Origin of the sequence: Rhodopseudomonas infernalis, from assembly GCF_022271405.1 — a bacterium.
GTDB lineage: Bacteria > Pseudomonadota > Alphaproteobacteria > Rhizobiales > Xanthobacteraceae > Rhodopseudomonas > Rhodopseudomonas infernalis.
In genome coordinates this window covers 32,565-55,714 of sequence record NZ_JAJNAL010000034.1, presented here as the reverse complement: position 1 = coordinate 55,714, position 23,150 = coordinate 32,565, and the positions used below count along the sequence as shown (strand labels likewise).

The following is a 23,150-nucleotide window of genomic DNA, read 5'->3' as shown; positions in this document are numbered from 1 at the left end:
CAACCGAAACAAGTAACAGCTGCAGGAAAACCACATGTCCGACCGGCTTACAGGCAAGCGCGCATTCGTCACCGCGGCGGCGGCCGGCATTGGCCGCGCCAGTGCGATCGCGTTCGCGCGCGAGGGCGCCGAGGTGTTCGCCACCGATATCGACGAAGCCGGCCTCGCCTCGCTGGCGGATCACGGCATCGCGCGCACCGCAAAGCTCGACGTGCGCGACACCGCCGCTGTCGAGGCGATCGGTCGCGAGGTCGGCACCGTCGACATCCTGCTCAACGCCGCCGGCTTCGTGCACCACGGCACCGTGCTCGAATGCTCCGACACCGATTGGGACTTCTCGTTCGACCTCAACGTCAAATCGATGCACCGCACGATCCGCACCTTCCTGCCCGGCATGCTCGAGGCCGGCCGCGGCTCGATCGTCAACATTTCATCGGCCGCCGGCGTGTTCAAGGCTGCGCCGAACCGCTACGTCTACGGCGCCACCAAGGCGGCGGTCGCGGCGCTGACCCGCGCGGTCGCGGCCGACTTCATCACCCGCGGCGTCCGCTGCAACGCGATCTGCCCCGGCACGATCGAGACGCCGTCGATGCTCGGCCGCGCCGCGGCTGCGGGCCCTCAAGGCCGCGAGATGTTCGTGGCGCGCCAGCCGATGGGCCGGCTCGGCACCGCCGAAGAAATCGCGGCGCTTGCCGTGTACTTGGCGAGCGACGAAAGCGCCTTCACCACCGGCGTCGCGCATATCATCGACGGCGGCTGGACGTTGTGAGTAGCATAGGGGCGAATAACGTCCGTCATTGCGAGCCAACGGGTCGGCGCAAAGCGCCGCCCGATGACAGGCTCCGCGAAGCAATCCAGGCCCCGCATGCTGAGCCCATGGATTGCTTCGTCGCTTCGCTCCTCGCAATGACGCAACCTGCAGGTCGAGCAAAGGGCGCGAACAGATGAACACGATCAACCTCAACCATCGCTGCGCCGTGGTCACCGGCGGCGCTCAGGGGTTCGGCCGCGCCATCGCCGAGCGGTTCGTCGCGTCCGGCGCGCGCGTCGCGATCTGGGATCACGACATCGCGTTCGCGGAGCGCACCGCGAAGGAGATCGGTGACGCAGTGATCGCGATCCAGGTCGATGTCGCCGATCCGGCCGCGGTCGACGCAGCGCGCGACGCCACGCTCAAAGCCTTCGGCAAGATCGACATCCTGGTCAACAATGCCGGCATCGCCGGCGTCAACAAGACCGTCTGGGACACCGATTACGAGGAATGGCGCAAGGTGCTGCGCATCAACCTCGATGGGCCGTTCATCTGCTGCAGGTCGATCGTGCCGGCGATGGTCGCCCACAAATACGGCCGCATCGTCAACATCGCCTCGATCGCCGGCAAGGAAGGCAACCCTAACGCCGCGCACTACTCGGCTTCGAAGGCCGGCCTGATCGCGCTCACCAAGTCGCTCGGCAAGGAGCTGGCGTCCTACGACATCACCGTCAATGCGGTGACGCCGGCCGCGGCAAAGACCGCGATCTTCGACCAGATGACGCAGCAGCATATCGACTTCATGCTGTCGAAGATTCCCAAGGGGCGCTTCGTGCTGGTCGAGGAGCTGGCCGCCATGGTCGCGTGGCTTGCGTCGGAAGACTGCTCGTTCTCGACCGGCGCTGTGTTCGACATTTCGGGCGGACGCGCGACGTACTAAGCCGGTTCGTCGTCGCCCCAACGCCCGTCATTCCGGGGCGACCGCAGCGCAGCTGCGGGCGAACCCGGAATCCCGAAGTTGTTGCAAAGAATGTCGCCCGGCAGTGCCCGCGTTAGATTCCGGTTCGCGCTGCGCGCGCCCCGGAATGACGCGCCTGAGGGTGTGGCGAGCGATCGGCGCAGTCGAGCGTCGGACTTTCGACGCGCGTTGATCAACGACCGCCCTAACCCTTCCCCTTGGTCCGGAAGATCACCGGAAGGCTGAACGTGAGGCCTTCGTCGGCAATCAGCGGCGGCGGCGCGGGGACGGGGTCGGCGCGCTTCACCATGTCGAGCGCGGCCTGATCGAACGCGGCGTCGCCGGAGCCTTCGACGATGCGGGTCGACAGCACGTGGCCGAGGCGGTCGAGTTCGAAGCCGACCACGATCTTGACGTTCTTCTGATTGGCTTCCTTCGGATAGCGCTTGTGCTTGTCGAGATACGCCACCAGTTCCTTCTGCCAGGTGGCGCGGATCCGCTGCGCGGCCTGACCGACGCCCTGAGCCGGGGCCACCGAGCGCGGACCTTCCTTGGCGGTCTCGTTGCTCGGCATCGCGGTGGCTTCGGCCGCGACCGACTCGGTCGAGGCCTGTTGCTGCACCACAGCCTTTTCCTTCTGCTCCTCGTCGGGCTTCTTGGATTCCTGCTCGGTGACGACGCGGTCCGGCTCTTCGGTCTCCTGCGGCGTATCCTTCGGCAGGTCGGTTTCCTGGACCTCTGCCTTCTGCTCGTTCAGCGCGGGCGATGCGGCCGAGGCGTCGGTGTCCGGCCCGGGCGGCAGATCGCTCGCTTCGTGCTTCGGCGACATCATCTCGAGGCCGACCTCGATCGCCGGCGCGCCGAGCGCGTCGTCGTCGAGTTCGTCGGCGCTGTGCGACAGCGCCAGCGCAACGCCGCCGGCATGCAGCGCGAAGGCGGCAACGCCGGCGATCAGCCACAGCGTGCGGGACGGTTTGTGAGAGAAATCGAACTCGGTCATGCGCTCAACGATCGTTCCGCGTCTCAACTATCACGAAGCCCCGCCGCAACGGCCGCTCCGCGCGCGCCTGCGGCGCCAGGCCGCAAGGCGCTTCCTGTCTGTTACTGCTGCGCGGCGCCGGGCGCCGCGCCTGGTACCGCTTCCAGCGCCACCAACTTGATCTTGGCGTAGCCACCGGCACGCAGCATCTCGAGCACGTCCATCAGTTCGCCATACGGCACTGCGCGGTCGGCACGCAGGAAGATGAAGCGATCCTTGGTCATGTCGGGCATCGTATCCAGCGTCTTCACCAGATCGACGCGTTTGACCTGGTTCTCGCCGATCGCAACCGCAAGATCGGGCTTGATGCTCACATAGGTCGGCTTGTCGGGCCGCTTCTGCGGCGTCGCGCTCGAGGTCGGGAGGCTCACCGGCAGATCGACGGTCGACAACGGCGCCGCCACCATGAAGATAATCAGCAGCACCAGAATGACGTCGATGAACGGCGTGACGTTGATCTCGTGGGTCTCGTCGAAATCGTCGTCGAGGCCGTCGGAATCATTCAGAGAAACAGCCATCGGTTACTCCGCCGCGCGGGCGTGACGGCCGCCGCTGTGGCTGCGATCGAGATCGCGCGACAACAGCCGGAGCGTCGCGCCGGAGGCCCGCGCGACCATTTCGAGATAGACCTTAATCTCGCGCGAGAAGTGATTGTAGATGATCACGGCCGGGATCGCCGCGACCAGACCGATCGCGGTAGCGAGCAGCGCTTCGGCGATGCCGGGAGCCACCACCGCGAGGTTGGTGGTCTGCGACTTCGAAATGCCGATGAAGCTGTTCATGATGCCCCACACCGTACCGAACAGGCCGATGAACGGCGCGGTGGCGCCAATGGTGGCGAGAAAGCCCATGCCGTGGCGCATATGCCGGGACTCGGCGCGGACGATTTCGCTGAAGCTCGAGGCGGCGCGTTCCTTGATGCCCTCGTCGCTGGTGAGGCCTGCCGACACCCGCGCTTCGTGCAGCGCCGCGGCCAGCAGCATCGACAACGGGCTTTTCTTATCGCCGAGCGCGAGCTGCGCTTCGGACATCGAACGGGCCTCGCCGATCTCCTTCAGCGCCGAGCGCAGCCGCCAGCGGGCGCGACCGAGCTCGATCTTCTTGGCGATCAGGATCGTCCAGGTAATCACCGAGGCCAGCGCGAGCCCGACCATCACGGACTTCACCACGAGGTCGGCCTGCAGGAACATGCTCCACGGCGAAAGCTCGTGAAGGCCCGGTGTCACACTTCCGTTGGTGGACGCTCCCGAGGCAGGCAGCGCTTGCGTCGCCGCTGTGGTGTCCGAGGTGGTCTCGGCCGACGGTGCCGACATCGCCGGCGCGGACGGCTGCTGCGCAAAGACCGGCGCAACCGGCGCTGCGAGTGCCAGCGACAGCAACGTCGCAGTGATCAATCGAATGTTCGACAGTTTCATACTTCGGCCCAGTAGCGGATGAGGTTGTGATAAATACCGGTCAATTTGACCGTTTCAGGGTCATCGCGTCCCAGCCGCTCGACCAAAGCCTGAATGGCGCCGTCGAGATCGTAGATCATGCTGCGCGCATGGGCATCACGTACCATGCTCTGCAGCCAGAAAAAAGACGCGACCCGGGCGCCGCGGGTCACCGGAGTGACCATGTGCAGGCTGGTCGATGGGTAGAGCACGCAGTCTCCCGCGGGCAATTTAACTTCGTGCGACCCGTAAGTGTCCTCCACCACGAGTTCGCCGCCCTCATATTCTTCGGGCTCCGCCAGGAACAGCGTGACCGACAGGTCCGTGCGGATTCTCAGGCCGGTGAGCGGATCGCCGCGCACCGCATTGTCGACGTGGATGCCGAAATGGTGATTGCCCGCGGCCGTATAGCGATTGAACAGCGGCGGGAAAATCTGCAGCGGCACCGCTGCGGAGACGAATTTGGGATTGCCGGTCAACGCCGAGATGATGCGGCGGCCGAGCGCACGCGCCAGCTCGCCATCCGGCGGCAGTTGCTCGTTGCGCTTGACCAAGGCCGACTGTGCGCCGGCGGTGGAGCGGCCATCCTCCCAGTCTGCGGCGTCCATGAGGCAGCGGAACTCCGCCACCTCAGGCTTGGACAGAACGTCGGGAATACAAACCAGCATAGCAACTCCAGTACCGGCGGCGCGTCAGAGCGTGCCGCGCAGCGTCAACCAGACCGACCGGCCTGGCGCAATAAACACGAACGGCGAGTTGCTGCGATAGAACGCGTCGTAATAGGTCGTGTTCAGGATGTTGTTGACCGAGAGCTTCGCGGTCAGGTGCCTGTCGACCTTGAACTCGACGAAGCTGTCGAACCGCCAGTGCTCCGGCAACACGTTGCCATTGATGGCGCCGAAGGTGCCGCCGAAGATCTTCGACGCGTAGGTCGCCTGCCCGCCGACTTCCCATTGCTCGCCAAACCTGTATTTGGAGAGCATGTTGAACGACTGGTGGGCGATGTTGGCGAGTTTGGCGCCGACCTGGTTCGGGTCGACCGACTGCAACACCTCGCTCTCCATCAACACCAGGCCGCCGAACACACTCCAGCGCTCGGTGATCTTGCCGGCGACTTCGAGATCGATGCCGCGGACGCGATACACCCCGGTGGAGAGGATATTGCTGCCGACCGTCTCGCGGGCGTTCGACTTCTCGGTCTGGAACAACGCTCCGGTGACGAGCAGATGCCGGTCGAACAACTCCCATTTGGTGCCGACTTCGGCGGCCTTGTTCATTTCAGGCGGCAGCGCCTGGAAGCTGTTATTATTGACAACGAGGCCGCCATAAGCGGTGCCCGACGCGTCGAGCTCGGCGCCGACCGGATTGGTCGAAGTCGCATAAGCCGCGTACAGGCTGGCGTAAGGCAGCGGCTTGACCACCGCGCCGAGATTGTAATTCCACATCCCCGACTGCACGCCGCTCGCATTCGTCGCGGTACGGCCTGTGATGTCGTAATCGTCGTAGCGCAGGCCGCCGTTGAGGATGACGACGTCGTTCCAGTTCGCCGTCTCGATCAGATAGGCGGACTTGGTGTCGACCTTGATGAACGTCGGATTGTAGGCCCGGCGCGGCGCATTGGCGAATTCGAACAGGTTCGGCGGCGCCAGCAGCGGAACGGTGATGCGGCCGCCGCTCTGGAAGCCGTTGAGCTCCGAGGTCAGCCCCGCATAGGTGTCACGCATCACGCTTTCGCGCGACACTTCCGCGCCGCCGATCAGCGCGTGCTTCACCGGACCGGTGTCGAATTTGTAGGTCAGGTCGGTCTGGTTGGCGAGCACGTCGGTGGTCTGATAGCGGCTCTGCGACGCCAGCGACACCGTGGTGGCGGTCGGATTGCTCGGCAGCGTGCCGATGTAATCGAGCACCGAATGCGCCGCGCGGGTGCGATTGCTGAGCTTGAGGTCGGGCGTGATCTCGAACTCGCCGGTGACCGTGCCGAAATCCTGCGACGCCTTCTGGAAGTCGCGGTTGACGAAGCCGTAATAGGTGTTGCGCGGCACGTTGACGTCGGTCGACGGCCGGCGCAGCGCGGTGTTGTAGGGCACACCGAAGTCCGGCAGGCCACTGAGATCGGTGTGAACGTAGTTCGCGGTGATCTTGATGGTGTCGGTCGGCGTCCACTTGACGGCGCCCATGGCGCCCCAGCGATCATCGTAGACGTAGTTGCGGCCGGCGACGTTGGCTTCCTGATACAGGCCGTCGACACGCACCGCCAAGGTCGGGTTGATGACCTGGTTGACGTCGACGGTGACGCGCCGCGTCGCATCGGTGCCGAACGTGGTCTCGGCCTTGGTGAAGTTGCCGGCCGTAGTCGCCTGCTTGGTGACGATATTGATCGCGCCGCCGGCCGTGCCGCGGCCCGCCATGGTCGAGGCCGGACCGCGCAGGATCTCGATCTGCTCGGTGAAGAAGTTCTCGCGGATCGACACCGCGGGATCGCGGATGCCGTCGATGAAGACATCGTTACGCGCATCGAAGCCGCGGATGAAGAAGCGATCGCCGAAGGCGTTGCCGCCCTCGCCGGTGCCGAGCGTCACGCCGGCGGTCGAGCGCGCGACGTCACGCAGCGAGGTCGCGTTCTTGTCCTCGAGCACTTCCTTGGTCAGCACCGTCACGGTGCGCGGCGTGTTGATCAGCGGCTCGGTGAATTTGGTGCCGGACAGCCGGTCGACCTTGTAGGGGGCTGCGGCGTCCGCATAGGGATTGACGTCGGCCGAGAGCGAGCCGGCGTTCGGGAACGGCACCGGCGCCACCTGAGCCGGCTGCGCACGGCGAGCGGCGCGGCGCAGCGCGGTGCGGGCGCGAATTTGATCGGGCGTCGGCTTCGCCGCCGCAGGTCGCGGTCGCGCCACCGGCGCGTCCACCGTCACAGCGGGCAGGCTCGATTGCTGCGCCTCGGCGCCGCCAATCGAGGCCACCGCGATCATGCCAGCCACCGCCGAAACCTTGCGACCGTAACGACCGTCGAACTCGTCGTTGAACGTCCGGATCGACGCGTCGGTGCGCAACGACCTTGGCGTCTTCACCCCGCTAATACCCGCCTCGTTTATCACTTGTGCCCCCCAAAACCTGCAGATGGTAATTATCTGCAGAATTTCAGTGGTATCGACCGCAAAATAGAGGGTCAACGCACGCGCGCGTTTGTCGCGCTGGAATCGTTCAAGATCAAAACGGTTCTAAACAAGCGCCTCCGTAAACATCCGGAGGCGGGTGAGCAATCCGAAGGAAATTGCGCAGAAGCTAAGCAATTGCGGATTTTTTGCGCGCAGAGCTGTGGTACTTGGATAGTACACAGAAAACGCGCACGCTTAGTCCGCCGGCGCGCTCGGCGGCTTCATCAACGCGAACAACTCATCGACCGTCTGCTGCGCCGTCACGCGCACGCGTTCGGAGTCCATTGTGCCGCCAATTCTGATGCCGCTCACCACCGCGCGGATCTCGTCGCGAAACTCACTGAGGAAACGCAGCGGATCGGCCTGATCGTTGGCCACGCGCGCGATCAGCCCGGTGATCAGGATCTGGCAGGCGATCATCCGCCCGTTCAGTTCTTCCATTCCCCACTCCGGCTCGCCCCGGCCGAATGCGGCTGGATTGTCGCCGGATATGACCGAGAGTCCGCCCGCTGACAATTGGAACCGTTCTCAACTGGCAAATTGGTCAGATCTAGGGCAAACGCTTCGGCCTCCCGAACTCGAAGCTATTGACCGCGCGAAAACCACTGCAGCGGTGCGCTTGGCAAGCGATTCATGAAGCTTTGGCAATGTAACGCACTTTCAAGCCCAAGTGTGTTTACACTGCCTGCACCGCTGGTTAGGTCCAATCGTCCCTGACCGCCGCAACAGGCTGGACGGCGTGTGCCCATGTGAATTCCGGCAGCGAACGTAACGGATCGTCATGATCTCTTCCCGCAGCCCCCGCCTCGCCTTGATCGTTGTCGCCCTCCTAGGAGCGGTGGGCGCAGGCACCTGGGGTTGGCAGCATTATCGCGCCGCGCCCGCAAGCCAGCAGGGCGCCGGATCCACCGCTAAGGACGGCGGCAAGTCCGGCTCGGCCGCGGCCGTTCCGGTCACCGTGGCAACCGTTCAGAAGGCCTCCTTCCCGGTCTATCTGACCAGCCTCGGAACTGTTCAGGGGTTCAACACCGTCGTGGTCCGGACCCGGGTCGACGGCCAGATCGACAAGATCGCCTTTAAGGAAGGTCAGATCGTCCAGGCCGGCGACCTGATCGCCCAGATCGACCCCCGGCCGTTCCAGGCCGCGCTCGACCAGGCCAAGGCCAAGAAGGAGCAGGACCAGGCCAATCTCGCCAACGCCCAGCTCGATCTCGGCCGCTCGGTGCGGCTCGGCGAATTCGCCACCAAGCAGCAGACCGACACCCAGCGCTCAACTGTCCAGCAGCTCACCGCCCAGATCGCGGCCGACGACGCGGCGATCGCCAATGCCCAGACCCAGCTCGACTACGCCAGCGTGAGGGCCCCGATCTCAGGCGTGACCGGTATCCGCCAGGTCGACAAAGGCAACATCGTCAACGCCGCCACCCAGACCGGGATCGTCACCATCGCGCAGATCGAGCCGATCGCGGTGATCTTTACGGCGCCCGAGGAGCGCGTCTCCGACATCAACAAGGCGCAGGCGGCGCATCCGCTGCAGGTGGTGGCGCTATCCACCGATGGAAAGACGCGGCTCTCGGAGGGCGTGCTCTCGGTCGTCAACAACCAGGTCGATTCCAACAGCGGCACGGTGCGGCTCAAGGCGGTGTTCGACAACAAGGACCACGCGCTGTGGCCCGGCCTCGCCGTCTCCACCGAACTGCTGGTGAAAACGCTCGACGATGTCGTCGTCGCGCCGAACGAGGCGATCCAGCACGGCGCCAACGGGCTTTATGCCTATGCGGTCGATGCCGACAGCAAAGCGCAGGTGCGCAAGCTGCAGGTCGGGCCGAGCAACGACCGTAACACCGTGGTCGAAGGCGGGCTGGAGCCCGGCGACCGCGTCATTGTCGGCGGCCAATACAAAGTGAAGCCCGGCTCCCCGGTGGCCTTCAAGGTCGCCGACAGCCAGCCACGGGGCGCCCCCATCGCCGGATCAGCCGACGGAGCCCGCTGAGATGAGCGGCGGCATTTCCTCTCCGTTCATCCGCTTTCCGATCGCCACCTCGCTGCTGATGGCCGGCATCCTGTTCGTCGGTCTGGTCGCCTATCCGATGCTGCCGGTCGCACCGCTGCCGCAGGTCGACTTTCCGACCATCCAGGTCTCCGCCAGCCTGCCCGGCGCCAGCCCCGAGACGATGGCCTCGTCGGTCGCGCAGCCGCTGGAGCGGCAGTTCGCCCAGATCCCCGGCGTCGCGCAGCTGACGTCGAGCAGTTCGCTCGGCAGCACCGCGGTAACGATCCAGTTCGACCTCGGCCGTGCCATCGACGGTGCCGCCAACGATGTCCAGGCGGCGATCAACGCCGCCGGCGGCCAGTTGCCGAAGACGCTGCCGAGCCCGCCGACCTATCGCAAGGTCAACCCGGCGGACTCGCCGATCCTGCTGCTATCGGCGACCTCCGACACGCTGCCGCTGATCAAGGTGAGCGACGCGGTCGACGCCCAGCTCGCCCAGCAGATCAGCCAGATCACCGGTGTCGCCCAGGTGCTTATCGGCGGCCAGCAGAAACCCGCCATCCGCATTCAGGTCGATCCGGCCAAGCTGGTCGCCAAGGGCCTGTCGCTGGAGGATGTCCGCACCCGCATCGGCATCACCACTGTGGACGGCCCGAAGGGCAATCTCGACGGCGCCAAGCGCAGCTACACGATCTACGCCAACGACCAGCTCACCCGCGCCAAGGACTGGAACGACGTCATCATCGCCTATCGCAACGGCGGGCCGCTGCGGATTCGCGATATCGGCCAGGCGGTCGCCGGGCCCGAGGACGCCAAGCAGGCGGCGTGGGCCAACGGCAAGCGCGGCGTGTTCCTGGTGATCTTCAAGCAGCCCGGCGCCAACGTCATCGACACCGTCGACAAGATCAAGGCGCAGCTGCCGCGCCTCGTCGCGGCGATCCCGCCGGCGATCAAGATCGACGTGATCAGCGACCGCACCCAGACCATCCGGGCCGCGGTCGAGGACGTGCAGTTCACCCTGCTGCTGACCATCGCGCTGGTGGTGATGGTGATCTTCCTGTTCCTGCGCAGCGTCTGGGCCACCATCATTCCGAGCATCACCGTGCCGCTCGCCTTGCTCGGCGCCTGCGCGCTAATGTGGGCGGCCGGTTATTCGCTCGACAATCTGTCGCTGATGGCGCTGACGATTTCGGTCGGCTTCGTGGTCGACGACGCCATCGTGATGCTGGAGAACATCACCCGCTACATCGAGGAAGGCGAGAGCCCGATGGCGGCGGCGCTGAAGGGCGCCGGCGAAATCGGCTTCACCATCGTGTCGATCTCGATTTCGTTGATCGCGGTGCTGATCCCGCTGCTGCTGATGGGCGGCATCATCGGCCGGCTGTTCCGCGAATTCGCCGTGACGCTGGCGATGACCATCGTGGTGTCGTTGGTGGTGTCGCTGACGCTGACGCCGATGATGGCGTCGCGCTTCCTGCGCAACGAGCATGCGGTCAAGCACGGCCGGCTGTACGAGCTCAGCGAGCGCGGATTCGAGGCGATGCTGCGCGCGTATGAGCGCGGGCTCGATCTGGTGCTGCGCTGGCGCTTCACCACGCTGATGGTGTTCTTCGCCACGCTGGGGCTTTCGGTCTACCTGTTCATGGTGATCCCGAAAGGCTTCTTCCCGCAGCAGGACACCGGCCTGATCACCGCGTCGTCCGAGGCCGCGCAGGACATCTCGTTCGCCGACATGAAGGCGCACCAGGAGGCACTCGGCAAAATCGTGCTGGCCGACCCCGACGTCGCCAGCGTGGCGATGTCGATCGGCGGCTCGGGCAGTGCACTCAATACAGGGCGGATGTACATCACGCTGAAGCCGCGCGACCACCGCGACGCCAGTGCGCAGCAGATCATCGCACGGCTGCGGCCCAAGCTCGAGCAGGTCGAGGGCGCGCGGCTGTTCATGCAGGCCGCGCAGGACGTCCGGCTCGGCGGCCGGCCGACCCGCACCCAGTTCGAATACACCCTGCAGGACGCCAATCTCACCGAGCTCAACGAATGGGCGCCGAAGGTGCTGGCCAAGCTGCAGACACTGCCGGAGCTGCGCGACGTCGCCAGCGACCAGCAGACCGAAGGCACCACGCTGACGCTGACCATCAACCGCGACACCGCCTCGCGCTTCGGCATCCAGCCGCAGCTGATCGACGACACGCTGTACGACGCCTTCGGCCAGCGCCAGGTCGCGCAATACTTCACCCAGACCAACTCGTATCACGTCATCCTGGAAATCCTGCCGGAGCTGCAGGGCAAGGTCGAGTCGCTGGACAAGATTTACATCACCTCGCCGACCACCGGCAGCGCAGTGCCGCTGTCGGCCTTCGCCAAATGGACCACCGTGCCGGTGCGGCCGCTGTCGATCGCGCATCAGGGCCAGTTTCCGGCCACCACGATCAGCTTCAATCTGGCGTCGGGCGCTGCGCTCGGCCAGGCCACCGAGGCGGTGCAGCGCGCGATGGCCGAGATCGGCGCGCCGCTGACACTGAACGGCAGCTTCCAGGGCACCGCGCAGGCGTTCCAGCAGTCGCTCGGCACCGTACCGCTGCTGATCCTCGCCGCACTGGTGGTGGTCTATCTGATCCTCGGCATCCTCTACGAGAGCTACATCTACCCGCTGACGATCCTCTCCACCCTGCCCTCCGCCGGCGTCGGCGCGCTGGCGATCCTGATGCTGTTCGGCTTCGATTTCAGCCTGATCGCGCTGATCGGCGTCATCCTCTTGATCGGCATCGTCAAGAAGAACGGCATCATGCTGGTCGACTTCGCCATCGCGGCCGAGCGCGACGAGCATCTCGACCCCGAACAGGCGATCCGCAAGGCGGCGCTGCTGCGCTTCCGCCCGATCATGATGACCACGATGGCCGCATTGCTCGGCGGCGTGCCGCTGATGCTGGGCACCGGCACAGGGTCGGAAATCCGCCAGCCGCTCGGCTACGCCATGGTCGGCGGCCTCGCCGTCAGCCAGGCGCTGACGCTATTCACGACGCCTGTCGTCTATCTCTATCTCGACCGCCTCTCCAACGCCCTGTCGAACTGGAGCCGCGGCAGACGCCCGGACCAGCCCGGCCTGCCGCACGGCGAGGTCAAGCAGGCAGCAGAGTGAGGCGAAGGGGAGTTCGATCCAAAGCTGGCATCTTCGTCAGGAAGCCCCTTGCAGGGAGCGCCCGACCCCGCTAGAAGTCGCCCCCATCCGAGCCGCCGGGCCGGCCCACTTCGCCCCGCCCCCGGCTCGACCCTAAGTGCCTGGCCTTGCCGGCATTTTCGGTGGGGAATGGTGTAACGGTAGCACAACAGACTCTGACTCTGTTTGTCTAGGTTCGAATCCTAGTTCCCCAGCCAGATCTTGAGGCAAAGCGATCGGCTCCGGCTTGCCTCCCCCGCTCTGCCACTTTCCAGATCTTCGTAAGAGAAAGCTTCGGCGCGTCGGCCGCAGGAATTCGCCGCGACAGGCTGACGAACCGCCCTCAAAGCCTTCCCTCTGACGCAGAAATTTCGCTTCGGCTCGCTCGCTTCTCACCGTCGTTCCGGCCGCGGATGGTGTTCGAAGCTGGCGCAAACGTACGGGCTGAGAAGCTTCTCTGCCTCAAAGAGGCGAGAATGGGTTGAATCGTCCTGTCGCAGCTTCGGCGAGCTGTTTGATGATCGCGAACTTTGCTGAGAAGCCTCGGATCTTGGTGGGTGTCGCCTCTCCTACGGGATAGCAGCGGCGTACGGGTATTTCGCAGATTCGATAGCGAAGTTGCCCGGCGCGCACCGTCAGATAGAACAGCAATTCGTAGTTGATGAAGATATCCCTGAACGGCGCCACTCGGGGATCGAGCAGGAAGCGGCGCGAATAGCCGCGATATCCATTTGTGGTGTCGGTCAACCAGTGTCGGCTGGCGAGGCTCATGACGGGCGCGTGGATCAGCCGATTGCCGATCGTGCGCTCCAGCGGCGTATTGATGGCGGCCCCCCCGCGGCGATAGCGCGAGCCCTGAACATAATCGTAGCCGTCATGCAGCTTGGCGACGAAATGGCTCACGGCCTCGACATTGTCCTTGCCGTTGCCGTCGATCGTGACGATGCCGGCGTAGCCTTGCTGCAGACACCAAGCATAGGCCACACGCAGCTGTGCGCTCAGGCGTCCGGATCCGGTCTTGGTAAGCACCGCGCGAACGCCGACGGAAGCCACGAAGTCCGGCGTGAGCGAGCCGTCGGTCGAGCCGCCATCGGTGACGATGACATCGACCGGCAGCGACGCAGCGAGCACGCGCCGTAGCTGGTCGCGGATCCGCTGACCTTCATTGATCACCGGAATCACCAACGCGTAGTCGTGGCGCTTTTCGCCATACAGATCGGCGCGGAAGGCCGGCACCTGCCAATCCGCGACCGCCGGCGTGGGAATGTCAATCATGTTGCGTCCGATCGGGCTTCAAATGACTTGTTCGGTCCCGGCGCGGAACACGAGATACTTGCTGAGGAGGTAGTTGACGGCAAACGACGTGCCGATCGCGATGGACAGCGTCGTGAATTCATGCCCTGCCCCGGTCAGGACGAAGAGCTGCAGAACCGCAATGACGCCGGCCCTGACCAACAGGGTGACGGCCAGGGTCGCCATATAGAGCAGCCAGCGCCGGCCGGATAGCCGGCCCCCGTTGGAGCGGAACGTCCATGTTTCGTGCAGCAGATAGTTGACGATCGCACCGACCAGGACGCCGACAGAGGCCGCACCCGCCAGCGGGATCCCAGCGAACACGGCCAGCGCCCAGGCGGTCGAGAGGTCGAAGCCGAGCCCGATGGCCGACACGATTCCGAAGCGCAGCAGGTCCCAACTGAGCATCGGCGACATCACACCGCCGCCATCGCAGCCTGCGGCGCAGCGACGACATAACCATCATGCGCCGCGGCCCACTCCGGTTCGCTCCGCCGCACCAGTTCGAACAGATCGTAGATGTTGTCGATCTTGCCGCCCATGATCGAAATCACGCGGGATTGCTGCGGCTGCCGATGGTACAGAATGGGCCGGCCGTCGTCGGTCTCGTTCTTCACCAGCACGGTCTTCACCTCATAGATCGACTTGACCCATTCGGCTCCCGTCAGACACGGCACGTAACGCCGGCCGTCGAGGATCATGTGCCGGTAGTGCGTGTCGGGATGCAACGATTCGAAAATGCTGTATGGCGACCGCTCGGACCCGCTGTCGGTCCAGCTTTGGTGCGGCGTGTAGCGTACATGCGTCAGAGAATACAGCCTCTCTGCCGGATAGGGCATCACCGACAGGAATGGCCCGTCCATGATCGTGATGCCGTATCGCTGCAATTGGCGCGGCGGCCGGATCAGGGCGATTTCTGTCAGCTCGTGCTTCAGATTCGCTTCGGGCAGCCCGCCGCTCCGCAACACGCTGTTGATCTGTGAATAGGTGACGTTGAACACGAAGCGCGCGTTCAGCTCTGCCCCGGTGGACAGTCGCACGACGACGTCATCGTCGCGCTCTTCCACCTCCTGCACGTCGGTGTTGAGCCGAAGATCGACAGCGAGCGCGTCGAGCCGGCCAACCATGTGATCACGCAGCACAGTGTAGTCGAATGCGAACTCGGTGCATGCAAAGGCGGCTTCAATCATTGCCGGATCGAATAGCGCCGCCTGAGACGGATCCGCCGGCGCGATCGGAGCGCCCATGTCCGAGAACATCCGATAGAACCGCTTGGCAGAAATCTTCGATCGCCGCCGGGCGATCGCGTAGAGCATCTGGAAATCGCTATCGATGGCATCCGGGAAATCCGCGGCGAAGCGGCGATGCAGCACCATCGATTTGACCGCCGTCATCGCGCTGCGGGGATAGTGAAACCCTGTGTGCACCCGGGCCTGATTGACGCGAGACGCGCGAGTCAGCAATTCGCCGGCGGCTTCGACCAACACGACGCGGCTAGAGATCGAGCGCAGGAACAGGGCCAGACTGCAGCCGTAGAAGCCGCCGCCGATGACCAGATAGTCGATGGGCGGTGTTGCGCTCATGCGGCTCCCTTCGCCTCGACATGAGCCGGCGGCCCGGACGGCACGGCGTGCACCGCCGCGGTCGTCTCGACGTTCAGCTCCTTCATGGCCTGGTCGAACATGTCGACCGACGCGCGCTCGTTGACGATGTCGTCCATCACGTCGCCCGACAGTCCTTCGATGACCTTCTGCAGGCCGATCGTCAGACCGAAGATTGCGCCGCCCAGGAACGCCGCCGTCAGGCTTAGAACCAGCGAGGTTGTGAACCAGCCGGGTTGGATCGTCGCGAGAGCCAGCCAGACGATGATCGCGTAGCCCACGTAAGCGAATGCGGAGAACACCACGATCAGCGAGAGCACCGACACGACAGTCAGCACCCGCGGCGCCGAGCTGACGAGCAATTTCTGAACGACCGCCAATCTGCGTCCCAATTCGCGGGCCGAGCGCGAGGGCGGCCGACTGTCGCCGCAGAGCTGCCAGCTCACCGGAATTCCGCCGTCCACGGGCGGGAAACGCAATGCCAATTGCCGGTCCGGATGGACGAGAAGCTTTCCGATCAGCGGACGCGGATAGCAGGCGGTCAGCATGTCGCGCATATCGACGCGAAATCCGGCGCTGTGTCCGAGCGCGCGCAGAACGGGATTCATCACGCCTGCTCTGCTGCGCCGCCCGATGACGATGCTGCCTTTCTGCGCGGCCACTTCGATCATCTCGATAATGTCCACGGCAGGGAGCTCGTCGAGCGAGGCGAGCACGACAACGTCGCCGATTGCCTCCAGCGCGACGGCTGTGCGGCGGCGATAGAATGGCGTGGCCGGTCGCACCATCAGCAGACGGGCGTTCAATACCCGACTGATCAGGGGCTGCAAATCCCGCTCTGAATCTGCGTCAACGACAAGCAATATCTCGCAATACCGGTAGCGTTCCGACAGGCGCCTCGACAGCTTGGCCAGTTCGGTCACGCAGGCTGCATCACCGAGGGGCACGTCGGCGAAGCAGACGGAGACGAAGATATCTTCGCAGCGCGAAGGACTTGTCATGTCAGCACGGCCTTTCGTCAGCAAGCATCGCAGCCTCGACCAGCCGGCCGAGTGCTTGATCGAGAGCGGCTAATCCGTGCTCGGGCTGAGGCTTCATCTCGATCGAGTACCAGCCGGAATAGCCTGCCTTCGTCATCACCGAGATCACTTGCGCGGCCTGCGCTACGGAGGCCGGCGCCGGCGCGAGGTTCGGTTCGCTCAGATGCACATGGCTGATCCGGCCAGCATGGCTCGCGACGACGTCGTCGATTCTGTCGAATTCGTCGTTCATGTGCATCGCGCCGAGGTCGAGGATCAACGTCACCGCGGCATGATCGACCCGTGCGACGAAGGCGGCCGCGGAGTCGACGTCATTGAGAAAATTCGTGCCATAGGCCGAGGGATTGAACTCGATCCCGAGCTTCGTGCCGGCTCGGCCGGCGGCGTCTCCGAGCCTGCGAAACGTGGCAACCGCGATACCCTCCGCAACATCCGCCGACATCCCATCGGGGATATTGCGTTGCCGAGGCGAGCCGAACACCAGATTGCCGATCGAAAAACGGCCGGCGAGATCAATCGCGCGCAGCATCGCCGAGCAAAATCTGTCGTGGGCGTCGGCGCCTTGAAACAGGGCGGCCCCCTCCACGTTGAAAAGCAGCGATTGCATCGACACCAATTCGAGATTGGCAACACGCGCCGCCGCCAATGCGCGCTCCGCTTCGTGGTGTCGCGGCTGGAATGGATCGGCTGCGCCGTCGAAGAACAGCGCAGGTGCGATCTCGAGCCCGCGAACCCCGTGGGCCGCCAGCAAGGCGTAGGCGAGATCCCGCTCGGCCGGAGCCCACGCAATGTTGGAGACTGCCAGCTTCATGCGTGCGCCCACAAGTTAGCGGCGAACCGCTTCAGCTTCTCCAAGGTGACGTCTGCATCGGCGATGTAGACACCATCGCGTCCGAACAATCCCGCGTAAGCCGTCCGCATATCCTCGCGATGCAGCCGAGCCGAATTCGGCGCCATGACGCCGCCGGTCAACGCGGCAAAGACCTCTCGCGCCGGCAGCGGTTCAGGCGCCAGGTGAACGATACCCAGCCCATGATCAAGACACAGCGCGATGTCGGCCCACAACCGCGTCATGTCGTAGTATTGGAAGCTGCTGTCGGGATGGGTGAACTGAATGGCCGACAATCCGAGCTCGGTCACCGCGGCATCATAGGCCGCGCGTTGGCCGGTCGATCCGAGCGCCTCGCGGTCGATCACGAACAGCTCGAGGCCATCGTCCCAGCTGTAAATGCCCGATAGTCCGTCCCGAAGCCGTACCGGAAGACGATCGCTCAATTCCGTGAGGCGCGCCCGCGCGAGCATGCTCGGCATCGGATTCAGAATGTCGAAGACGAAATTCTTCTTCAGTCCCTCCCCGAACAGCGCCGGAATCCGGACGATCAAACATTTTGAAAAATGCTCTACGCAGAACCTCTCCAGCGCGCGCCGGTTGCGCCCATACGCCAAGCCTGTCTCGAACGACGACATCGTCTCGTCCTGGCCGGCGCAATCGGCCAGCACAGCAATCGACGAGATCAGCACGAACCTTTGCGCATCGATGGTCGAGAGGCTGTCGATCAACGCATCGATCTGCGCCTGATCACGGTCGGGAAAGCGGTTGGCCTGGAACATCGATCCCGGCGCTGCGGCGCAGACGACCGTATGGAAGGCTTCGCCCGCAGCTTTGCAGATATTTCGGCTGTTGAAGCTTGCGGCAAACGCGTGCTGGCGGAGCAGATGTCCGCCGACGAACCCGGTGCTTCCTATGACAGCGTCGCCCATCGCCAAGTCGTCTCGCTTTGCAACGCCTGCCATCACCATCCAGCCGCCAACGGACGACGCGTCTCCCGCGGATCGTGCAAACCCTCACGCCCGTGGCGTCTGCCCAGCGCTCCTGGTCGTCAGCGCGGCGGCTGCGTCGCAGCCAGGATCTATGGAAGGTTGAAGGTTTCGGCTCGCTCCCTCGCGATAAAAATCGAAACTCCGCTGACCTCTCTAAACTTGACGTAATCGTAAGCCGCGAGGCCGCTGTACGCGCCGTCGAACGTCACATAGATCAGCTTTCTGCTCTGCGCCGCCGCCACGAACGTCCCGGGATACTCGGGATAGTAGCGTGCGTACGTTGAAGCAAAATGATCATTCGTCAACGTCTTGTGGAAGTTCGGTATTTTTCCGATCGCATAAATTCCGTCGGTGATCGACCAAAGGCTCGTATAAACGTAGCTGTCCGGATACTTCGGCGAATAGTTTCGGAAGAATTGCTCAACGAACAACAGCCGAGCCCGCATCGCATCGGGAAATTCAATGTTCTCGAAGTACTTGACCTGAGACGCTTGTGCAACTGCCCCTGTTCGAGAGGTCAGATATGTGATCGACGTCGTCACGGACTTCGACAACGCGTAAAGTGGGGCGGAGAAGAACAATGCCATCATGACGATGACGACTCGCGCCACAGCTTTGCGCGGCAGTTGGTCGACACAATAGAAGATCACCCCGATGCCCTGCGCCATATGCAAGGCATAGCGGAAATTATCCCATACATTGTGGAGCGCGAACAGCGGCCCCATTGCCGTCAGCATTGCGAGAAGAACAACACCCAGGGGCAGTTGCTGGGGAATTCTGCCGCGACTCGCTGTGCCTGATAGCGCCAAAACGCCAACTCGAATAACGACGAATGCACTGGGGAGAAAAACAAGAAGCCAAAGGATGCCAAAGAGATTGCCGAACGGAGCGAACCCGATCTGCAGATGTGGCTTTTCTGCCGCGAAGCCGGTCGTAAAGACCTCGAAGACCTCCCTCAAGCCGGAGAACGGCCCTTTGTCGGCGAAATACAATCGATCCTGAATCGCTACAGTCTGCAGATAGTAGTCCTTGAGCGTTCCCTGAAAGGCAAGCCAGAGCACAAACATTGCAAGCGGAAGAACGAACCCAGACGACAGGGCGACCGCCTTCGCTAGATGATCTTTGTTGCTGTAAAGAAACAAAGTCGCCAGCAGAACGGGGAGAAGCAAAACGTCCTGCGGGCGGATCAGCGCAGCGAAAAAGATCAACGCCCCTATGCCGAAAAGAACAGGCCGATACCGGTACGCGCCGTTGATTGCCTGGCAGAATAGCACGAGAACCAGAGCGTTGATGCCGAAGACGACGTAGTTGGACCACGGCATCAGAACAGTGCTATTGAGCGCAAGTAGAATGAAAACAGCGATCAGGCTTTCCAGCGGATCAAGGAACGTCCGAAACAGCTTGTGATAGATCACGAGCCCGCCAGCGAATGCCACGACCGGCAACACCCAAAGCGAAAGGTAAGTTTCGCCGAAAACGTAGAGCTGCAACGCATTCAGATAGGGCAACAACAGCCCATAGATCGACTGAACCTCACTAAGTAGAGGCTGCCCGTGAAGAACGTTGAGGGCGCCGTTCATCATGTTTCCGGGGTGATGGCCGTCCATGAAGAACCGCCCCTGCATCCCGCTCGCGATGGAGGTCACTGCAACGACCATCACTAGGACACCGCCGACCAGATATGTGTCGTTTCGGAGGGCGAATCGATACAGCGCACCCAGGACGCGAGCGCCTTTGGTCAAATTACTTCCAGCCAATCCAATCCGCTGCGAAGAACCGTGCATTGTTCCTCGTGCTCTTTCCCGCTTCTCAACTCATTGACCGCAAAAATTCGCGCCTTGGCAGACCTGGACGTCTTCTCGAGGCCCGATCATACAGATCGCGGGACAAGCCAACATCAATACTATCTATGTAACACAGTTATTCCTGGGATTCTCTTGGGAAAATACACATATTCACGCGTGAATGAACGCGACTGCGACGCAACGTCAACGCGCCTCCTGCAGTCCACCCATGGAGCTCACAACCGGTCGCCATCCACACCTGATCATGGAGGCTGCACTGCGGGGCGTAAAAAATGAAATATGCTGGCGCTTGCTGATGTCCTGACCGACACCCGGCCGAATCATGGCCGTCGGACAATGATCCGCGGCGTTAACGTGCAGGCGGGTTACCGAGTGGCGCGCACGCAGCTGCTTTGTGCTGCCCTGATCTAGCTGGACAAACCGCTCTGCATCTCGGTGTTCGCAGCGGTCGTGTCTTCGCTGATGTCCCGCGCCTGCACAAACACATCATACCGCACCGTCTTCCCCACAATCTGATACGACGCCTTCCGCACGCCCTGCAGCGACTCGGCTCGCAGCGGCCATTTCAGCACCACGCGGCCGCAGCGCGCGGCGAGCGCCGCCTGTAGCAGCTCCACAACATCCGGGTCGGTCCCAACCAGCTCCCGCAGCAGCCGCATCTCCTGCTTCACCAGCGCCGTCTTGGTGCGTTCGGGGTGCATGGGGTCGACGGTGACGACGTCGGCCTGCAGGGTCGGCAGCAGGTCGCGTGCGTCGCCGTGCAGCAACGTCATGCGGGAGACGATGGCGGCGAGTTCGGGGCTGTCCGCCTGCGCTGCCGCGAGAGCTTCGGCGAGCAGCGCATGGACCTGCGGCGAGCGTTCGATCAGCGTCACCGTGGCGCCCATCGCGGCGAGCAGGAAGGCGTCGCGGCCGAGGCCGGCGGTGGCATCGATGATCGTCAGCGAACGGCCCGGCGCCATGCCGGTCGCTTTCAGCAGTGCATGGCTGCGGGCGGCGCCGGAGCGCAGCTTGTAGCCGGTCGCGCCGCCGACGAAATCGACGGCGAGCGCGGGCCGGTCGGCCTTGGCCATCCGCCTATTGCAGGCTGAGCGCCACGAAACGCAGCTCGCCCTCGCCGTTCGAGACCAGCAGCAGCACCGACTTCTTGCCGTCCTTCTTGAGCTGGTCGACGCGCTTCTTGAGATCGGCGGCGTTCGCCACCGATTCCTGCGCGACCTCGACGATGACGTCGCCCGCGCCGAGCCGCTTCTCGGCGGCGTCGGAGCCGTTGTCGACACCGACCACGACCACGCCCTTGACGCTGTCCTTGATCTTATAGCGGCCGCGCAGATCCTTCGACAGCGCAGCGAGATCGAGGCCGAGCGCCTTCTGGGTCACCGGCTTGTCCGGCTCCGGCTGCGACTTCGCCGAGGCCGGCTGCGGCTTGGCGCCGTCGTCGAGCCGGCCGAGCGTGACCTGCTTGGTCTCTTCCTTGCCCTTGCGGATGATCACCACGTAGACGGTCTTGCCGACCGCGGTGTCGGCGACGACGCGCGACAGGTCCTTTGGCTCCTTGACGTCCTTACCGTCGAACTTGACGACGACGTCGCCGGGCTCGATGCCGGCCGGCTTGGCCGGGCCCTTGTCGTCGATGCCGGCGACCAGCGCGCCGCGCGCCGGCTTGATGTTCAGGCTCTCGGCGATCTCGTCGGTGACCTGCTGGATGCGGACGCCGAGCCAGCCGCGGCGCAGCTCGCCGAACTGGCGCAGCTGATCGACCACGCCGACCACCGTCTTCGACGGCACCGCAAAGCCGATGCCGATCGAGCCACCCGACGGCGAGATGATCAGCGTGTTGACGCCGATCACTTCGCCATTGAGGTTGAACAGTGGACCACCGGAATTGCCGCGATTGATCGCGGCGTCGGTCTGGATGTAGCTGTCATACGGCCCGGAGTTGATGTCGCGGTTGCGCGCCGAAACGATCCCGGCCGTCACCGTGCCGCCGAGCGAAAACGGGTTGCCGATCGCCACCACCCATTCGCCGAGCCGAAGCTTGTCGCTGTCGCCGAACTGAACCGAGGTCAGCGTCTTGCCGGCCGGCGGTGCGAACTTCAGCACCGCGAGGTCGGTCTTCTTGTCGACGCCGACCAGCTCTGCCTTGATCTTGGTGCCGTCGTTGAGGATCACGTTGATCTCGTCGGAGTCGGCGATGACGTGGTTGTTGGTCACTGCGACGCCGGCGGGATCGATGATGAAGCCGGAGCCGAGCGAATTGGTCTTGCGCGGGCCACCGCCCTCTTTGCCGCCGCGGCGGTTCTTGAAGAAGTCGTCGAAGAATTCCTCGAACGGCGAGCCTGGCGGCAGGTTCGGCTTGGCGCCGTTGCTTTCGCCGGAGCCCTTGGCCTCGACCGTCTGGGTGGTCGAGATGTTGACCACGGCATCGATCACCTTTTCGGCGACGTCGGCGATGCCTTCGGGGCCACGGGCTTGCGCCGGCGCCGCCAATAAAGCGGCGGCCGCGCCGAGGCACAGGGCGGTGACCAGAGGCCGGATACGAAGGCCGAAGGCAGAGATCGCTGCGGGCATGGTCGCTGCGGACATGGGCGAGACGTCTCCTGAACGAGGCGCGGCGCCAAGCGGGCGCGGCTGTCTGAGAACACTGCGCCGAGCCATGGGGCCCACGCAAGCGTCGGAATCGATCGAAGCTACCCCATCCGCGACACCGATTGCGGCGAAAAGCGGACAGACTGGCTCACGATGACGTTGAAAACGGCGGGGTGTTCCGAGCGTCCATCATGATCTCGGCAACAGACCGTCAGGTTGCGATCCGGGCCGGCATTCGCTGGACGGCGTTCCGATCCACCAGGATCCGAGACGTCAGTGCCGCACCACCCAGATCAGCACCAGCCCCAACACGGCGGACGCGAGTCCGACGATGCGCAGCACATTGTCCGGGGTTGCCAGCGCGCTCTTCATCGCACGCCGCATCCAGTTCGGGCTCGCCGCGAAGATCAGGCCTTCCAGCACGAACAGTACACCTACCCCGATCAAGAGGTCGGCGAATGCGAAAGACCTCATACGACTGGCTCCTCCCGGCCGGCGGGTCGGTCCCCGCC

20 protein-coding genes and 1 tRNA gene are annotated in these 23,150 nt (G+C 63.9%); 5 read left to right on the top strand and 16 right to left on the bottom strand.

The window, feature by feature from the left end; all coding sequences use genetic code 11:
- Nucleotides 1-34: 34 nt before the first annotated feature.
- The gene (locus LPW26_RS19770) at nucleotides 35-769 is read left to right on the top strand and encodes an SDR family oxidoreductase (RefSeq protein WP_238737333.1); all 735 of its coding nucleotides are present in this window, start codon (nucleotides 35-37) and stop codon (nucleotides 767-769) included.
- A gap of 175 nt (nucleotides 770-944) precedes the next feature.
- The gene (locus LPW26_RS19765; protein ID WP_238737332.1) at nucleotides 945-1,691 is read left to right on the top strand and encodes an SDR family oxidoreductase; all 747 of its coding nucleotides are present in this window, start codon (nucleotides 945-947) and stop codon (nucleotides 1,689-1,691) included.
- 223 nt (nucleotides 1,692-1,914) lie between these two features.
- Here the strand turns inward: LPW26_RS19765 and LPW26_RS19760 are convergent, their stop codons facing one another.
- The 6 genes from LPW26_RS19760 to LPW26_RS19735 all read right to left on the bottom strand — a co-directional run bounded on the left by LPW26_RS19760 (nucleotide 1,915) and on the right by LPW26_RS19735 (nucleotide 7,777).
- Complete coding sequence (locus tag LPW26_RS19760; RefSeq protein ID WP_238737331.1) at nucleotides 1,915-2,709, bottom strand: TonB family protein; 795 nt, start codon at nucleotides 2,707-2,709, stop codon at nucleotides 1,915-1,917.
- 101 nt (nucleotides 2,710-2,810) lie between these two features.
- Nucleotides 2,811-3,266, bottom strand: coding sequence for a TonB system transport protein ExbD (gene exbD / locus LPW26_RS19755; protein WP_238737329.1), 456 nt, complete (start codon nucleotides 3,264-3,266; stop codon nucleotides 2,811-2,813).
- A gap of 3 nt (nucleotides 3,267-3,269) precedes the next feature.
- Complete coding sequence (exbB, locus tag LPW26_RS19750) at nucleotides 3,270-4,163, bottom strand: tonB-system energizer ExbB (RefSeq protein ID WP_238737328.1); 894 nt, start codon at nucleotides 4,161-4,163, stop codon at nucleotides 3,270-3,272.
- Nucleotides 4,160-4,849, bottom strand: coding sequence for a Fe2+-dependent dioxygenase (locus LPW26_RS19745; RefSeq protein WP_238737326.1), 690 nt, complete (start codon nucleotides 4,847-4,849; stop codon nucleotides 4,160-4,162). Before LPW26_RS19745 ends, exbB begins: the two co-directional genes overlap by 4 nt.
- 24 nt (nucleotides 4,850-4,873) lie before the next feature.
- The gene (locus LPW26_RS19740; RefSeq protein ID WP_238737338.1) at nucleotides 4,874-7,258 is read right to left on the bottom strand and encodes a TonB-dependent receptor; all 2,385 of its coding nucleotides are present in this window, start codon (nucleotides 7,256-7,258) and stop codon (nucleotides 4,874-4,876) included.
- A gap of 273 nt (nucleotides 7,259-7,531) precedes the next feature.
- Nucleotides 7,532-7,777, bottom strand: coding sequence for a hypothetical protein (locus LPW26_RS19735; protein WP_238737324.1), 246 nt, complete (start codon nucleotides 7,775-7,777; stop codon nucleotides 7,532-7,534).
- Nucleotides 7,778-8,117: 340 nt separating this feature from the next.
- Between LPW26_RS19735 and LPW26_RS19730 the strand changes: the two genes are divergently transcribed.
- The 3 genes from LPW26_RS19730 (at nucleotide 8,118) to LPW26_RS19720 (ending at nucleotide 12,707) form a co-directional block, all read left to right on the top strand.
- The gene (locus LPW26_RS19730; protein ID WP_238737322.1) at nucleotides 8,118-9,329 is read left to right on the top strand and encodes an efflux RND transporter periplasmic adaptor subunit; all 1,212 of its coding nucleotides are present in this window, start codon (nucleotides 8,118-8,120) and stop codon (nucleotides 9,327-9,329) included.
- A 1-nt stretch (nucleotide 9,330) separates the two neighbouring features.
- On the top strand, nucleotides 9,331-12,471 hold the full coding sequence (locus LPW26_RS19725) for a multidrug efflux RND transporter permease subunit (RefSeq protein WP_238737320.1): 3,141 nt from the start codon (nucleotides 9,331-9,333) through the stop codon (nucleotides 12,469-12,471).
- Between the two features lie 162 nt (nucleotides 12,472-12,633).
- Nucleotides 12,634-12,707 (top strand) — tRNA-Gln (locus tag LPW26_RS19720).
- Between the two features lie 244 nt (nucleotides 12,708-12,951).
- Here LPW26_RS19720 and LPW26_RS19715 read toward each other — a convergent pair.
- From LPW26_RS19715 to LPW26_RS19670, 10 genes are all read right to left on the bottom strand, one after another.
- A complete protein-coding gene (locus tag LPW26_RS19715) occupies nucleotides 12,952-13,725 on the bottom strand; it encodes a glycosyltransferase family 2 protein (protein ID WP_238737318.1) in 774 nt (257 codons plus the stop codon).
- Nucleotides 13,726-13,782: 57 nt separating this feature from the next.
- Nucleotides 13,783-14,199 (bottom strand): GtrA family protein, encoded by a 417-nt coding sequence (locus LPW26_RS19710; RefSeq protein WP_238737316.1) that lies wholly within the window; start codon nucleotides 14,197-14,199, stop codon nucleotides 13,783-13,785.
- The gene (locus LPW26_RS19705; protein ID WP_238737314.1) at nucleotides 14,199-15,365 is read right to left on the bottom strand and encodes an FAD-dependent oxidoreductase; all 1,167 of its coding nucleotides are present in this window, start codon (nucleotides 15,363-15,365) and stop codon (nucleotides 14,199-14,201) included. The genes LPW26_RS19710 and LPW26_RS19705 overlap by 1 nt, the downstream gene beginning before the upstream one ends.
- Nucleotides 15,362-16,384 carry a hypothetical protein gene (locus LPW26_RS19700; RefSeq protein ID WP_238737312.1) on the bottom strand — a complete coding sequence of 341 codons (1,023 nt, stop codon included), beginning with the start codon at nucleotides 16,382-16,384 and terminating at the stop codon, nucleotides 15,362-15,364. Before LPW26_RS19700 ends, LPW26_RS19705 begins: the two co-directional genes overlap by 4 nt.
- A gap of 1 nt (nucleotide 16,385) precedes the next feature.
- Complete coding sequence (locus LPW26_RS19695) at nucleotides 16,386-17,234, bottom strand: sugar phosphate isomerase/epimerase family protein (protein ID WP_238737311.1); 849 nt, start codon at nucleotides 17,232-17,234, stop codon at nucleotides 16,386-16,388.
- Nucleotides 17,231-18,190: an NAD-dependent epimerase/dehydratase family protein gene (locus LPW26_RS19690; protein WP_238737310.1), complete on the bottom strand. Its 960-nt coding sequence runs from the start codon at nucleotides 18,188-18,190 to the stop codon at nucleotides 17,231-17,233. Before LPW26_RS19690 ends, LPW26_RS19695 begins: the two co-directional genes overlap by 4 nt.
- A 143-nt stretch (nucleotides 18,191-18,333) precedes the next feature.
- Entirely contained in the window at nucleotides 18,334-19,986 is a 1,653-nt protein-coding gene (locus tag LPW26_RS19685) for a hypothetical protein (RefSeq protein WP_238737309.1), read from the bottom strand.
- Nucleotides 19,987-20,456: 470 nt separating this feature from the next.
- Nucleotides 20,457-21,122, bottom strand: coding sequence for a class I SAM-dependent methyltransferase (locus tag LPW26_RS19680; protein ID WP_238737308.1), 666 nt, complete (start codon nucleotides 21,120-21,122; stop codon nucleotides 20,457-20,459).
- Nucleotides 21,123-21,126: 4 nt separating this feature from the next.
- Nucleotides 21,127-22,620: a Do family serine endopeptidase gene (locus LPW26_RS19675; RefSeq protein ID WP_238737337.1), complete on the bottom strand. Its 1,494-nt coding sequence runs from the start codon at nucleotides 22,618-22,620 to the stop codon at nucleotides 21,127-21,129.
- A gap of 291 nt (nucleotides 22,621-22,911) precedes the next feature.
- Nucleotides 22,912-23,112 (bottom strand): DUF2065 domain-containing protein, encoded by a 201-nt coding sequence (locus LPW26_RS19670; protein WP_238737307.1) that lies wholly within the window; start codon nucleotides 23,110-23,112, stop codon nucleotides 22,912-22,914.
- Between the last annotated feature and the right edge of the window lie 38 nt (nucleotides 23,113-23,150).

What these genes read in the sequence shown, in the direction of transcription:
- LPW26_RS19770 (WP_238737333.1), top strand. Translation starts at nt 35, where the DNA reads ATGTCCGACCGGCTTACAGGCAAGCGCGCATTCGTCACCGCGGCGGCG.
- LPW26_RS19765 (WP_238737332.1), top strand. Translation starts at nt 945, where the DNA reads ATGAACACGATCAACCTCAACCATCGCTGCGCCGTGGTCACCGGCGGC.
- LPW26_RS19760 (WP_238737331.1), bottom strand. Translation starts at nt 2,709, where the DNA reads ATGACCGAGTTCGATTTCTCTCACAAACCGTCCCGCACGCTGTGGCTG.
- exbD (WP_238737329.1), bottom strand. Translation starts at nt 3,266, where the DNA reads ATGGCTGTTTCTCTGAATGATTCCGACGGCCTCGACGACGATTTCGAC.
- exbB (WP_238737328.1), bottom strand. Translation starts at nt 4,163, where the DNA reads ATGAAACTGTCGAACATTCGATTGATCACTGCGACGTTGCTGTCGCTG.
- LPW26_RS19745 (WP_238737326.1), bottom strand. Translation starts at nt 4,849, where the DNA reads ATGCTGGTTTGTATTCCCGACGTTCTGTCCAAGCCTGAGGTGGCGGAG.
- LPW26_RS19735 (WP_238737324.1), bottom strand. Translation starts at nt 7,777, where the DNA reads ATGGAAGAACTGAACGGGCGGATGATCGCCTGCCAGATCCTGATCACC.
- LPW26_RS19730 (WP_238737322.1), top strand. Translation starts at nt 8,118, where the DNA reads ATGATCTCTTCCCGCAGCCCCCGCCTCGCCTTGATCGTTGTCGCCCTC.
- LPW26_RS19725 (WP_238737320.1), top strand. Translation starts at nt 9,331, where the DNA reads ATGAGCGGCGGCATTTCCTCTCCGTTCATCCGCTTTCCGATCGCCACC.
- LPW26_RS19710 (WP_238737316.1), bottom strand. Translation starts at nt 14,199, where the DNA reads ATGTCGCCGATGCTCAGTTGGGACCTGCTGCGCTTCGGAATCGTGTCG.
- LPW26_RS19705 (WP_238737314.1), bottom strand. Translation starts at nt 15,365, where the DNA reads ATGAGCGCAACACCGCCCATCGACTATCTGGTCATCGGCGGCGGCTTC.
- LPW26_RS19700 (WP_238737312.1), bottom strand. Translation starts at nt 16,384, where the DNA reads ATGACAAGTCCTTCGCGCTGCGAAGATATCTTCGTCTCCGTCTGCTTC.
- LPW26_RS19695 (WP_238737311.1), bottom strand. Translation starts at nt 17,234, where the DNA reads ATGAAGCTGGCAGTCTCCAACATTGCGTGGGCTCCGGCCGAGCGGGAT.
- LPW26_RS19680 (WP_238737308.1), bottom strand. Translation starts at nt 21,122, where the DNA reads ATGGCCAAGGCCGACCGGCCCGCGCTCGCCGTCGATTTCGTCGGCGGC.
- LPW26_RS19675 (WP_238737337.1), bottom strand. Translation starts at nt 22,620, where the DNA reads ATGCCCGCAGCGATCTCTGCCTTCGGCCTTCGTATCCGGCCTCTGGTC.
- LPW26_RS19670 (WP_238737307.1), bottom strand. Translation starts at nt 23,112, where the DNA reads ATGAGGTCTTTCGCATTCGCCGACCTCTTGATCGGGGTAGGTGTACTG.